General features: G+C 28.2%; 14 protein-coding genes. 4 read left to right on the top strand and 10 right to left on the bottom strand.

Going from position 1 to position 13,155, the window contains the following annotated elements; translation table 11 throughout:
* The first annotated feature begins 1 nt into the window (after nucleotide 1).
* The 3 genes from ABNT65_RS06010 to ABNT65_RS06000 are packed head-to-tail and all read left to right on the top strand — an operon-like array spanning nucleotide 2 to nucleotide 2,795.
* Nucleotides 2-1,012: a sensor histidine kinase gene (locus ABNT65_RS06010; protein WP_348739303.1), complete on the top strand. Its 1,011-nt coding sequence runs from the start codon at nucleotides 2-4 to the stop codon at nucleotides 1,010-1,012.
* A complete protein-coding gene (locus ABNT65_RS06005) occupies nucleotides 1,009-2,043 on the top strand; it encodes a histidine kinase (protein ID WP_348739301.1) in 1,035 nt (344 codons plus the stop codon). Before ABNT65_RS06010 ends, ABNT65_RS06005 begins: the two co-directional genes overlap by 4 nt.
* Nucleotides 2,040-2,795: a LytTR family DNA-binding domain-containing protein gene (locus tag ABNT65_RS06000; RefSeq protein WP_348706057.1), complete on the top strand. Its 756-nt coding sequence runs from the start codon at nucleotides 2,040-2,042 to the stop codon at nucleotides 2,793-2,795. The genes ABNT65_RS06005 and ABNT65_RS06000 overlap by 4 nt, the downstream gene beginning before the upstream one ends.
* Here ABNT65_RS06000 and ABNT65_RS05995 read toward each other — a convergent pair.
* From ABNT65_RS05995 to ABNT65_RS05950, 10 genes are all read right to left on the bottom strand, one after another.
* Entirely contained in the window at nucleotides 2,792-3,433 is a 642-nt protein-coding gene (locus ABNT65_RS05995; RefSeq protein WP_348747424.1) for a hypothetical protein, read from the bottom strand. The genes ABNT65_RS06000 and ABNT65_RS05995 overlap by 4 nt on opposite strands.
* 97 nt (nucleotides 3,434-3,530) lie before the next feature.
* Entirely contained in the window at nucleotides 3,531-3,938 is a 408-nt protein-coding gene (locus ABNT65_RS05990; protein ID WP_348706061.1) for a hypothetical protein, read from the bottom strand.
* A 12-nt stretch (nucleotides 3,939-3,950) separates the two neighbouring features.
* Nucleotides 3,951-4,805, bottom strand: a complete 855-nt coding sequence (locus ABNT65_RS05985) for a universal stress protein (RefSeq protein ID WP_348747423.1) — start codon at nucleotides 4,803-4,805, stop codon at nucleotides 3,951-3,953.
* Between the two features lie 4 nt (nucleotides 4,806-4,809).
* Nucleotides 4,810-5,658 (bottom strand): universal stress protein, encoded by an 849-nt coding sequence (locus tag ABNT65_RS05980; protein ID WP_348747422.1) that lies wholly within the window; start codon nucleotides 5,656-5,658, stop codon nucleotides 4,810-4,812.
* A 508-nt stretch (nucleotides 5,659-6,166) separates the two neighbouring features.
* Nucleotides 6,167-6,772 (bottom strand): hypothetical protein, encoded by a 606-nt coding sequence (locus tag ABNT65_RS05975; RefSeq protein ID WP_348747421.1) that lies wholly within the window; start codon nucleotides 6,770-6,772, stop codon nucleotides 6,167-6,169.
* Between the two features lie 42 nt (nucleotides 6,773-6,814).
* Nucleotides 6,815-7,351: a GNAT family N-acetyltransferase gene (locus tag ABNT65_RS05970; RefSeq protein WP_348706069.1), complete on the bottom strand. Its 537-nt coding sequence runs from the start codon at nucleotides 7,349-7,351 to the stop codon at nucleotides 6,815-6,817.
* Nucleotides 7,352-7,389: 38 nt separating this feature from the next.
* Nucleotides 7,390-7,929, bottom strand: a complete 540-nt coding sequence (locus ABNT65_RS05965) for a DUF1572 family protein (protein WP_348706070.1) — start codon at nucleotides 7,927-7,929, stop codon at nucleotides 7,390-7,392.
* A gap of 53 nt (nucleotides 7,930-7,982) precedes the next feature.
* Nucleotides 7,983-9,254: an adenylosuccinate synthase gene (locus tag ABNT65_RS05960; RefSeq protein ID WP_348706071.1), complete on the bottom strand. Its 1,272-nt coding sequence runs from the start codon at nucleotides 9,252-9,254 to the stop codon at nucleotides 7,983-7,985.
* A 39-nt stretch (nucleotides 9,255-9,293) separates the two neighbouring features.
* A complete protein-coding gene (locus ABNT65_RS05955; protein WP_348706073.1) occupies nucleotides 9,294-9,743 on the bottom strand; it encodes a transcriptional repressor in 450 nt (149 codons plus the stop codon).
* Nucleotides 9,744-9,817: 74 nt separating this feature from the next.
* The gene (locus ABNT65_RS05950; RefSeq protein WP_348706498.1) at nucleotides 9,818-12,034 is read right to left on the bottom strand and encodes a bifunctional (p)ppGpp synthetase/guanosine-3',5'-bis(diphosphate) 3'-pyrophosphohydrolase; all 2,217 of its coding nucleotides are present in this window, start codon (nucleotides 12,032-12,034) and stop codon (nucleotides 9,818-9,820) included.
* Nucleotides 12,035-12,239: 205 nt separating this feature from the next.
* Between ABNT65_RS05950 and ABNT65_RS05945 the strand changes: the two genes are divergently transcribed.
* Nucleotides 12,240-13,121 carry a DMT family transporter gene (locus ABNT65_RS05945; RefSeq protein WP_348747420.1) on the top strand — a complete coding sequence of 294 codons (882 nt, stop codon included), beginning with the start codon at nucleotides 12,240-12,242 and terminating at the stop codon, nucleotides 13,119-13,121.
* Nucleotides 13,122-13,155 lie beyond the last annotated feature (34 nt).

The following is a 13,155-nucleotide window of genomic DNA, read 5'->3' as shown; positions in this document are numbered from 1 at the left end:
CGTGAAAAAGCACTTTTTCATCATTGTAACAGGAATCATTTTTGGTTTACTTATAGGATATTATATGTTTGTTAGTGAACAAAAATTAGAATCCTCAGAAAGTTTTCATCTCATAGTGTTTAGCGCCATTGGTATAGTGACGGCTTACATAAGTATGGTATTAACTAATTTTTTAGATATTCAGTTTCCTTGGAAAAAGCAAATAGGGAATAGGTTATTTTTGGGTATCCTTACTCATTTTATGATTGCTTTTTTATTGTTTAGTTTTGGAGTTTATGGTTATCTTACAAATGAGAATGGGTTTAGTAATACTATGCTAACACATAAGTTACTATATATTAAATTAGCAATACTACTTTTCTTAACAACCTTTATTTTTCAAATTATTTATTTTGCATTGTATTCCTACTATAGTTTTTCTACACTACAAATAGAAGCTGTAAAGCAAGAGAGAAAACAAATAGAGTATCAATTAAATGCTTTAAAATCTCAGTTAAGTCCTCATTTTTTGTTTAACGGACTAAATACGATATCATCTCTTATTTATAAGGACACTATTAAAGCGGCTTTATTTATTAGAAAGTTGGCTGTTATGTACAAGTATACTTTAAAAAGTTATGAGGTAAAGTTGATTTCTTTAGAAGAAGAGTTAGAGTTTGTAACATCTTATAATTATTTAATAACAACTCGTTTTGAGAAAAAATATGCTTGTACTATAAATATTTCACCTGAAGTATTACAATCTAAAGTACCACCATTAGCAATACAAATGTTACTTGAAAATGCAGTTAAACATAATGTAATGAGTGATACAGAGCCGTTAAATGTTTCTATTGAAAATAAAGGAAAATACATTGTGGTTAGAAACAATATTACCAAAGCTCCTAAAAAAGTAATTTCACTAAATATAGGTTTACAGAATATTAATAAACGATACTTATTACTATTTAGTGAAGGTATTATAACGGAGCAGAATAGTGATTTTATTGTAAAACTACCTATTAAACAATGAAAAAATTATTTATACATCAGCCATTATTTCGTTTATTAAGCCCTGTTATTAGTGGAGTAGTAGTTTACTTACTACTACTGTTGGTTAACAATAATGTAGCACAATTGCAAGAAGAGTTTTTAAGCCAAGAACTATACGTATGTATTGGCTTATCATATATAATACAAGAATTGTCTAGAGTTTTACTTATACTTTTTAAAAAGTTAAATAATATTAAGTCTACTCTGATTTTATTATTAACTCAAGTTTTTGTAGCAATTTTATTATGTATTTGTATTGTTACAGTTTGCATAACTATTTATTATAAAAAAATACTTGGTTTCTCACCAAATATGGAAGAGTTGTGGTTATTTAATAGTATTTTTTGTAGTATGACTTTAATCTATATTTTATTATTTATTAGTCACCAATATTTGCATACGGTCAACACAAAAAAATTAACTAAAGAACAAGAATATAGACAATATATTGAAGAAGAATTTAAAGAATTTAAGCAAGGTATAAATCCAGAGTTATTATTTGAAAGTTTAGAAAACTTATTGGTACTTATTCAAAATGATAAAGATATAACAGATGATTTTATTGATTACTTGGCAACTATTTATCGTTATATTCTGTCTAGTAAAGAAAAACAGTTAGTTTTAGCTGAAGAAGAGTTGAATACTGTAGAGGTATTGGTAAGTTTATTTAATTATTTACCTTACCGTAATGTTAAACTGATAAATAATTTAAAGTCCTCATTTTATGTAGTACCTAGAAGTATACTTTTTATAGTTGAGCAAATTATTAGGACAACTATTATATCATCAAAACTAGAATTAGAAATTGTTTTAAATGAAAGCAAAAAAGAGTTTATGATTTCATATTTGACAAACGATAAACTAACCACACCTTTTAATGAGGAAAATTTAAAAGAAATAAAAAGAGTATATAGTGTTTATAATGAAAATGAACTTATTATAAGTACAACCGATATTAATAGGATTTTAACTATACCAAAATTAACTACTAAAACACAAAAAACAATATGAAAATTGTCATTGTAGAAGATGAATCATTAGCAGCAGAAAAGCTAGAAAGATATTTGTTAAAGTATAATAATACGATTACAATTATAAAAAAGTTAGATAGTGTTGAGAATTCTGTAGCGTGGTTTTCTGAAAATACAGAATTTGATATTGTATTTATGGACATTCAATTAACTGATGGCTTGAGTTTTGAAATATTTAACCAAGTAATTATAAAGAAGCCAATTATATTTACTACTGCTTTTGATGAATATGCAGTTGATGCTTTTAAGGTTAATAGTATAGATTATATTTTAAAACCGATTACATTTACAGATATTTCTAAGGCAATGAATAAATTAAAGCTGATGAAACATTTATTTACCAGTCAAGAAAGTATTGTAAATGTGGCTAAGGGGCTTGGTAAAAAGAAAACTAAAGATCGTTTTTTAGTGCGTTTAGGAAATCATATTCACTCCATAGAAACCAAAGATATAGCACTTTTTTATGCAGAAGGTAGAACTGTACATTTAGTAACTAATGAGAATAAAAAATATATTATAGATTTTAAATTAGAAGATGTTTTTTCTATGGTATCTAGTAAAGAATTTTTTAGGATTAATAGAAGTTTTATAATAAGTATAAAAAGTATTGTTGATGTGGTTGTGTATTCAAATAGCCGACTTAAAATTACGCCTAAAGCATCTATAGAAAAAGAGATGATTGTAAGTAGAGAAAAAGTAGGTGCTTTTAAGAGTTGGTTTGAAGGGAGTTAATAAGGTATCAATTGCTGTTCTTCTAAAGTTAATACTAAAAGGTTGATATAATCATTAATAGTTTCGTCAATAGATTTTGGATCTATAATATCAATATATCCTTTCCATATTAATTCTCTTTCTTTTGTAGGGCAAATACAGAATAAAGAGGTTTCAGCATGGTATATCTTATATTTTTCAAAGTATTTGGGATTTACTAAAATATCTTGATGATTGTAATAGTCTTCTTTAAACTTAATAGTTAAGTACTCTTTGTTATAATAGTTGTCAGAGAATATCACCTTATTCTCAACACCTTTTACTTTACTAAAAATAATGGCGTCAAAATAATTAGCAATTAAAATATCTTCAATAATTTTGAGTTCTTTTTTAGATTTTTTTTCAGTTCTAAAAGAAGGTTCAAAAACGTTTAGGCTTATAACAGCTTCAATACCTTTTAATTTGAACTCTTTTTTTAAGTTGTTTTCAAATTTTTCTCGAGTTTTAATATTGGGAGTTAAACCTACAATTAAGATTTTTGAAATAGATATATTTTCTGCTTCTGGGTTTTTCCATTGTTTAACCAATGTTGTGGTACTACAATTACTTAAAAATATTATACTAGTTATGTATAGAATAGATTTTATAAAATAGTTCATATAGTTTTATGTAGAATTATAATAAATGAAAACCTTTGGTAAAATAAACTTGTTGAAAAAAACTTTAACCAAAGGTTTATCGGGGGTATTCCTTCGGTTAATTTTTACTAAAAAAGTCTCTAACTAAAGCTTTAACTTGGTTATTTGTCATGCTATCAACATTTTTTACAACTTTTACTTTAGTGTTTAGTTCTTGATAGGAATTTTCTAACTCTTTTTTAAACTTATTATAAGTTTCAGCTGGACCAAAAATAGCAATAGCATCTGCACTTTTTATTTTAGAAGCTAATGTGTTAAAATAGTTTTTTGTTTGGTGTTTTTCACGCTCTAAATACTTACTATCTTGTACTACATCTTGCGGGCCACCCTTAAATTTAGTGCCTGAGCCACCACCAATATGGTAGTTTTCTATGTTAGACAATACTTTCTCTATATGTTCTGTGTCTTTTTTAATAGTTACAATAAATGCTTTCTCTTTATCTAACCAAATGCCAATATTTTTCATCTTAATTGTGTTTTAATTATTTAAATCATGTAATACTAGTACGGGTACTTTTAATTTGTACCCTATATTTTTTACCAGCGGTTGAGTTAAAATGCTGCCAAAAAATTTATGTTTTCTATTAATAAATGTAATCATATCACTCTCTCTACTATCCACAAAACATCTAATACCTGCTGATACACTAACACCAGATAATAAGTGGATTGAATATTTAATACCTTGAAAATATTCTTCTAATCTTTTTTGATTATCAATTAAGTTTTTATCAACCTCATCTTTATTATTAATATGAAGTATTCTTATAGCTGAATTACATTTTTTAGCGATTTCTATTAAATAATTCAGTTCACGCTTTTTATAATTGATTTTAAAATTTGTAGGAAAGACAATTTCTTTAGGAAGTAATCTATTTGCTTTTTCAGGAATAACCAATACAGGGCAATTTCTAACTTTTTCCATTATTTCAATAGCATTGCTACCAAATACTGAAGAGTTATTATCAGTTATTCCTTTAGTTCCCATAATAACTAGTTCAATATCTTTTAAATCAACTGTTTCAGTAACAGCTTTTAATAAAGGTTTATTAATACTTAGGTAGCTAAAAGTGTGATATGGGTTTTCATCTTCATGAAATTCTATCAGTTTAGATAGATGTTTTAAGCGATTAATAGACTCATTCTTAGGAATATCATACCCTGATTCGCCCGCTTGTGGCGGAATTATATCTTCAATTAAATTGAACCTCGTTTTAAAGGTATTTAAAACATAAAAGTCACATCTGTCTGTTTTATATAACTCAAGTGCATACATAATGGCATTGAGCGCTATTTTAGAAAAATCGGTTAATAATAAAATCTTTTTTTTCATGACGTTAAATTTTACTAGGAATAACTAAAAAGGGAACTTTTAAATCAAAACCTATTTTATTGATAATTGGTTTAAAGAATAGATTACCAAAAAAAGAGTTTTTGTTATTCAGCATTACTAATAAATCAGCTTTAGTTTTTATTAAGAACTCATCAACTGCTTTAGGAATGTATTTATCATCTGTAAAATGAGGAACTATTTCATGTTCTTTAAAAAAAGAATGTAGTTTTTGTTGGTTAGCGCTTTGTCTTTTAGTTAATTCAGTATCTGTATTATTCTTAACATGTAAGGTGTGTAATTCGGTATTATACGTTTTTATAAGATTTTTTATAGGGTTTAAATGATGATTTTGATAGGCTATTTGATAATCTGTAGGGAACAATACACTATCAAAATCTTTAAACTCATAATCTTTAGGAACTGCTATGGTTGGAGATTTAATATCATTAATAACAGTCATGGTATTAGTACCAAACATAACCTCAATAGCATCAGAAGCACCTTTGGTTCCCATAACAATAAAGTGTATGTGTTTTTTTTCTATAATTTCTTTAATTTCAGAAGTTAGGGTGTTTAAAGCGCTAATAGTTTCTATTGTATGTAAAGGATCTGAAAAATCTTTTGCTATTTTATCCTTAATAATGTTTAGGTTTTTAATAGAGTTTTCTTGTAAAGAAGTTATTAAGTTTGGGTAACCTATTCCTTTAGGCATATAATTAATATGATAAATACTAGGCATGTATGTATTAAGAATGTAAAATGTACACTTTTGGTTTTTAAATAAAGTTAAAGCATAGCTTATAGCATTCCATGAATTTTTAGAAAAGTCAGTAGGTAGTAATATATTTTTCATTGCCTAGAGTATTTTAGTTAATAGTTTATAAAACAATTTTGTTTTATATATACTTCAAAATTAATGAGATATATCAGTGACAACTATGATATTTGTCAGTTCATAGAAGAAGAGTACCTTTTTTTTACTTAAAAAAATAAATGACTAAAACTTTTAATTTATTTATATTAAGTGTTTTATGTTTTAGCTGGAACAGATGGAAATATAATAGGCTTATTTAAACTGTTGAATAAGTTATGAGTAGAAAGTACTAATTTAATGGAGAGTTAGTGATGTTGATATAAGTTCTTATCAAAAAATGTGTATAGCTAGGGGAAATCCAAAAATAAGTTTTAATGAGTTTATTGTATTTAAGGAAAACAATAAACAATATTTTACAAATAAAATTATTGATTTAATATGGAAAACAAGTTGTTTAATTAATGTCTGTTGTAAGCAATAAGAATAAGCTAGGGTTAATTATACTTTATCGTCTAAATAAATTATTTGGAAAAATTTAATAGTACTATTAACGATAAAGTTTTCGCTTTTTAAGACCTAAAAACAATCCAATAATACCAATAAATAAAAGTATAAGAAAACCAAATCCAACAAATATGGCATGCATATTAAGACGAATAATGACAGTAATGAAGCATAATATTAAACCAAAAATTTCCCAAATACGATCATTTTCTAATCTTTTAGTAGTATCTATAACAGGTGTTTGATTAAATAAAATTTTAAAAGAACTCCAATCCCATAGAATTAAAAGTAAAGAGGAGAGCAACATTAATCCAGTAATTACTGGCGTATAATTAAAATCGTATGAAATAGTAACTACAAAAATGTTAGCTATGATAGTGAAAAATAAAACAGCTCCTAATTTGGAATAACGTTGTGTCATTAATAAAAAACCAGCTAAAAATTGCCCAATACCTATAAATCTCCAATAAATTCCAGATTGGTACATGGTTTCAAAATAATGCCAAGCTGAATTTATAGGGTTTTCAGCACCGCTTTCTGAAGTAAAACGTAATCCTTGGATTTTAACAATGGCAGCAAAAATAAAGGCAAAACCAAGTATATACCTAAGATAGATGATAAAAAGCTGAGGTAAAATCTTATTTTTCATTAAAGTACATTTACTAAAACATTATAATGACGATTATAAGTATTATTTGTTACCAATGGTGTACAAAACACAACTTTCAATACTAGGGAAATTAGTTAATAAAGGGTGTTTAAACTCTGTTTTTTTTTGCATTCCAATTCTTTCCATAACAGTAATAGAAGGAATATTTATGGTAGGAGCAACGGATACTATTTCAGACATATTTAGAGTTTTAAAAGCGTATTTTAAACAAGCTTTAGCTCCTTCTGTAGCATAACCTTTGTTCCAAAAATTAGGATGTAATCGCCAACCAATATCAATTGAGGGGTTAAAATCGGCTTCATAAGTTTGTTTTGAAAGTCCTATAAAACCAATTAGTTGTTGGGTTTCAATAATTTCTACAGGAAAATAACAGTACCCAATATTCTCATATTGTTTTTGCATTCGTTTAATGAATTCTAAACATTGTTCTTTGGTTTGTGTGTTAGGAAAATAGCGCATGACTTCTTCATTAGAGTTCATTTCAGATAAAAATTCAAGATCCGTTGTTTTCCAGTTTCTAAATCCCAAACGTTCAGAAGTAAAAATATAATTACTCATGGTAATATGCAGTAGTTTTTGGTAAGTAAAATTTTAGATTAGTTTTTAGTACGTGAATTTTGAAGAAACTGATTTTTAATGAACTCTTTAGATTTTCCTTTAGCAATTGAGGCAGTTTGCCATTTGCTATTTAAAATCATTTTACCAACATAGGTTATTTGTCCTATATGATATGGATAATGTGCTATTTGCCTAGTTATACTTTCTATAAGTTTATGTTCTTTATTCCTAATATAAATAGGTTGGTTAAAATTGGTTTCATTAATACTATTTAAAGCATCAAATAAACAGTTCCAGCCCTTTTCCCATTTTTCTATTAGTTGATGTTTAGAGAGTGTTTGTGGTTCAAATTCAGCATCTCTATCTCTCCATTCTTTTTCTCCATCTGAAGTAAAAAAATCAGTCCATCTTGATAGCATATTTTCAGAAAGGTGAATAATAATAGAAGCAATACTATTACTTTCTTCATTAAAGCACCAATGAAAATCATCTTCTTGTAGTTGTGAGAATGTTTTGTCAGCTACTTCTTTATATGATTTAAATTGTTTGGTAATATTATGTAAGTATTCATTAATCATAACGAAGTTATTATAGGCTAAAAAAAGGAGCTCTTAGAGCTCCTTTAAATAAATTATCTTAAAATTGTTTGTTTTCTATCTGGACCTACCGATACAATAGTAATTGGAACTTCAGTTTCTTTTTCAATAAAAGCAATGTAGTTCAATAAACTTTGTGGCATTTCGTCTTTATCAGTCATTTTAGTTAAGTCAGATTCCCAACCACTAAACTCCGTATAAATAGGTGTTACATTTTCAGGTTCAATGTTAAAAGGTAAGTGAGAAATCTCTTCTCCTTTATACTTATAACCAGTACATACTTTTAACGTATCAAACCCAGAAAGTACATCACCTTTCATCATCATTAATTGTGTAACTCCATTTACTTGCACAGCATATTTAAGTGCAACTAAGTCTAACCATCCGCAACGTCTAGGTCTTCCTGTAGTTGCCCCAAACTCATGACCAACACGTGCCATAGTAGCACCATCTTCATCAAATAATTCAGTTGGGAAAGGTCCAGAACCTACACGAGTTGTATATGCTTTGAAAATACCAAATACATCCCCAATTTTATTAGGAGCAATTCCTAAACCTGTACAAGCACCAGCAGCTGTAGTGTTCGATGAAGTAACAAATGGATAAGTTCCAAAGTCAATATCTAATAATGATCCTTGAGCTCCTTCAGCTAAAATAGTTTTACCTTCTTTAACAGCTTTATTTAAATACTCTTCAGAATCAATAAACTGCAATGTTTTTAATTTATCAATACCAGCACAAAACTCCGCTTCTAATTCCTTTAAGTCATATTGAATGTCAACATCAAAGAAGTTTAACATTTTAATATGCTTTTCAGTTAAAGCGTCGTATTTTTCTTTCCAGTTATCAAGCTCTAGATCACCAACACGCATACCGTTTCTACCAGTTTTGTCCATATATGTTGGACCAATTCCTTTTAAGGTAGAACCAATTTTAGCCTTTCCTTTTGAAGTTTCAGAAGCAGCATCTAATAAGCGATGCGTAGGTAAAATTAAATGTGCTTTTCTAGAAATTAATAATTTAGAAGTATAATCAATGTTATGAACATCTAAATTTTCTAATTCTTTTTTAAATATAACAGGATCAATAACTACCCCATTACCAACTACATTTAAAGCAGTTTTATGAAAGATTCCAGAAGGAATAGTATGTAAAACATGCTTATTTCCATCAAAAATTAGTGTATGTCCAGCATTTGGACCTCCTTGAAAGCGTGCAATTATATCGTAGTTTTTTGTAAGTACGTCTACAATCTTACCTTTTCCCTCGTCTCCCCATTGTAGTCCGAGTAATAAATCTACAGCCATTTAGTTGTGTATTGTTAAGTGTTTTGTTTATGTTGTTGTTTAATCTTGTTTTTTTGTAGTTCCGTAGAAGTATAAAGAATGGTTATGAATATCTATATCAAAAACCTCTTCAATTGTTTTTTTGATAATTTGAATTCTAGGATCACAAAACTCTTTTACTTCACCTGTATCAGTTAAAATTACGTGGTCATGATTCTTATCAAAATAACTTTTTTCATACCTAGCCATAGCTTGTCCATCAAATTGGTGTTTTCTAACCAAACCACAATCCAATAGTAAATCAATGGTATTATACAAAGTAGCTCTACTAACTCGGTAGTTTTTATTTTTCATTTTGATATATAATGACTCTATATCAAAATGCTCTTGAGCCTCATATATTTCTTGTAAAATAGCGTAACGTTCAGGCGTTTTACGATGTTTGTTTTCTTCTAAATAAGAAGTAAATACTTTTTTTACAATTTCTTGATTTTCGGCAGCGTTATTCATGCTAATAGAATTAATACTAAAAGGCAAATTTACGGTTATTTATTTATAAAAAAAGAGTGTTATAAAAATGATATTTACAAAGTATTAACACGTTCTACTTTTTGTACACCATCTACCTTTTTTAAGTTATTGATTAGTTTATTAAGTTGTGCTCTATTTTTTATACCAAGAATTAAACTTCCTTCAAAAACACCATCATCACCATTAATATTTATACCATAAATATAAACATCCATGTTATTAGATATTATTTTAGTAATATGATTGGCTATTCCTTTTTTGTCAATACCTGATAATTCTAAAGTAGCTTTAAACTCTTGTTGTGTAGAGTCTATCCACTTAGCTGGCATTATTCGGTATGCATAATTGGATTGTAAAGAAATAGCATTCGGGCAATCATTCTTATGTACTTTTATACCTTCATTAATAGTAACAAAACCAAAAACTTTATCACCAGGAATTGGAGTACAGCATTTAGCTAAGGTATAATCAAGTACTTGTTCATCTTTCCCAAATACTAAAACATCATAATTAGTAGTAATTTCTTCTTTATCGGTTACATTTTTACCAGGAGTTCTTTTAAATGTACTTTTAATAAAGTTCATTAAAGGGCCACTTCTTTGGGCAACAAATTCTTTTAATTTGGTATTGTCAATAGCGCCATTACCAACTCTAAAAAATAAATCGAAGCTAGTTTTTAAGCCAAAATAACTTGCTATTTCATGGATTGTTTTTTCATTAGTATTGATTTTTAAATGGCGTAGTTTACGCATTAAAATAGCTTTCCCTTCCTCTGCAATTTTCTTTTCTTCAGCTTTTAAAGCAGATTTTATTTTAGTTCTTGCTCTGGCAGTAAGTACAAAGTCAAGCCACCTAACATTAGGTTTATTATTTGCAGCTGTAAGAACCTCAACTTGATCTCCACTTTTTAACGGATGACTTAAAGGAACTAATTTACCGTTTACTTTTGCACCACGACATTTTAAACCTACATCTGTATGTACAGAGAAGGCAAAGTCCAAAGCAGAAGCTCCTTTAGGTAATGATTTTAAATCTCCTCTAGGAGTAAATACATATATCTCTTTAGCATATAGGTTTAACTTAAAATCTTCAACAAAATCAACCGCATTGATGCTCTGATTTTCTAAGGTTTCCTTAAGTCTATTTAACCAACCTTCTAAACCATTTTCTGTAACATTTCCTTGTTTATATTTAAAGTGAGCAGCGTAACCTTTCTCAGCTATTTCATCCATTCTTTCTGAACGAATTTGTACTTCTACCCATTTGGCTTCAGGGCCAATAACAGTTATATGTAAGGCTTCATAACCTGTTGATTTAGGTTGAGAAATCCAATCACGAAGACGAGAAGGGTTAGGTTTAAAAAAGTCAGTTACAATAGAATATATTTTCCAAGCATCAAACTTTTCATCATCTGTTTTTGGTTTGTAAACTATACGAATAGCAAACTTGTCATAAACCTCATCAAACGTAACATTTTGCTTACGCATTTTACGTCTAATAGAAAAAATAGATTTAAAACGTCCTTTAATATCGTATTGAAAAGCTTCTTTATCTAAGGCTTCTTTTAGAACGCCTGTAAAACTATCAATATATTTTTGTTGCTCTTCTTTGTTCTCTGTTATTTTGTGTAAAATATCATTGTAAACATCAGGTTCAGTGTACTTAAGTCCTAAGTCTTCAAGTTCAGTTTTTATATTATAAAGTCCTAGTCTATGAGCTAAAGGGGCATAAATATATAAGGTTTCAGAAGCAATTTTTACCTGCTTATGTGGTGGCATAGCATCCATAGTTTGCATGTTATGCAATCTATCTGCTATTTTAATTAGTATTACACGAACATCATCATGTAATGTTAAGAGCATTTTTCTAAAATTTTCTGCCTGAATAGAGTAGTCTTGCTCTTTTCTTAAATTAGATATTTTAGTTAAACCACTAACAATTCTAGCAATACTCTCGCCAAATAGGCGTTCCATATCTTCAACAGTGTAATGTGTGTCTTCTACAACATCATGTAGTAACGCTGCAGCAATTGATGTAGCCCCTAATCCAATTTCATAAGCAACTATTTTGGCTACTGCTATTGGGTGAAAAATATAAGGCTCTCCAGTTTTTCTGCGTTGCTCTGAATGAGCTTCAACAGCTATTTCAAAAGCTTTTCTAATTAATTTTTTATCATCCTCAGAAAGCGTTTGATAAGTTCCTTTTAGTAAATCCTTATATCTATTGGCTATCTCCTTATTTTCCTCTTCTATCGTTGCATTATAACTCATATCACTCAACTTTATCATTTGGGGTTTCAACATGAAAAGTAGTATAAAGAATTTTATTGAGCAAGGATTAATTGAAAATGTTATATTAAATTAAAGGCTACTAAAAGATTATCTATAACAATCTGTATTTGAGTATCGTATTTTTCTTAGAAATTATGATTAAGTAAGAAATTTCAAAAAATACCTTTGCTAAAAAATATTTAATATGAAACTATCAGGAGTAATATGGGGGATTATAGGGATTGTTATGTTTTCTTCAAAAGCAGTAATGGTAAAAATGGCGTATCAATATAATGTAAGTTCAATACATTTATTAATGTTTAGAATGTTGTTTTCTTTACCTTTTTACATTCTCATTTTGTTGTTAAGTAAAAAAAATGAAACTAAAGTCAATGTTAAAGATTATTGGTGGTTGTTGTTTTTTGGTTTTATAGGGTATTATTTGGCAAGTTATTTTGATTTTTTAGGATTACAATATATAAAAGCTAGTTTGGAACGTATTATATTATTTATCTATCCTACGTTGGTACTTTTAATAAACAGGGTGTTTTTTAAAGAGAAAATAACTAAATATCAGGTGTTAGCAATATTATTGACTTACGCAGGTGTGATATTAGCATTTGGAGGAGAGCAACAGGCGTTAGATTCTAAATTATTATTAGGTGGTTTTTTGGTGTTTTTAAGTGCGTTAACATACGCGTCTTATTTAGTTGGAAGTGGATGGTTAATCCCTAAGTTTGGTGTAAAAACATTTACATCTTACGCTATGATTATAGCTACGGTTTGTGTGGTAATTCATTATTTAATTGTAGATAGAACTTCCTTTTTAGTGTATCCTAAAGAAGTATATATACTAGGCTTTTTAATGGCAATTATAGCTACATTGATTCCTTCTTTTTTAGTTTCATATGCAATTCAGAAATTAGGAGCTTCTAATTTTTCAATTTTAGGAAGTATTGGGCCTTTTTCTACCATTGTATTGGCATTTATTTTATTAGGTGAGCGTATGAATGTATGGCAATGTATAGGGGCAATTATAGTGGTAGTTGGAGTCAGGGTAGTGGCTAAACAGAAAGAGAAAATTTAAAACATAAAAAAAGCGATACTTTATATTTAGTATC

It is taken from the genome of Tenacibaculum sp. 190524A02b, assembly GCF_964036645.1.
Taxonomy (GTDB): Bacteria; Bacteroidota; Bacteroidia; order Flavobacteriales; family Flavobacteriaceae; genus Polaribacter; species Polaribacter vairaonense.
The sequence above is the reverse complement of the archived record's forward strand: the minus strand, read 5'-3'. Positions and strand labels throughout refer to the sequence as shown.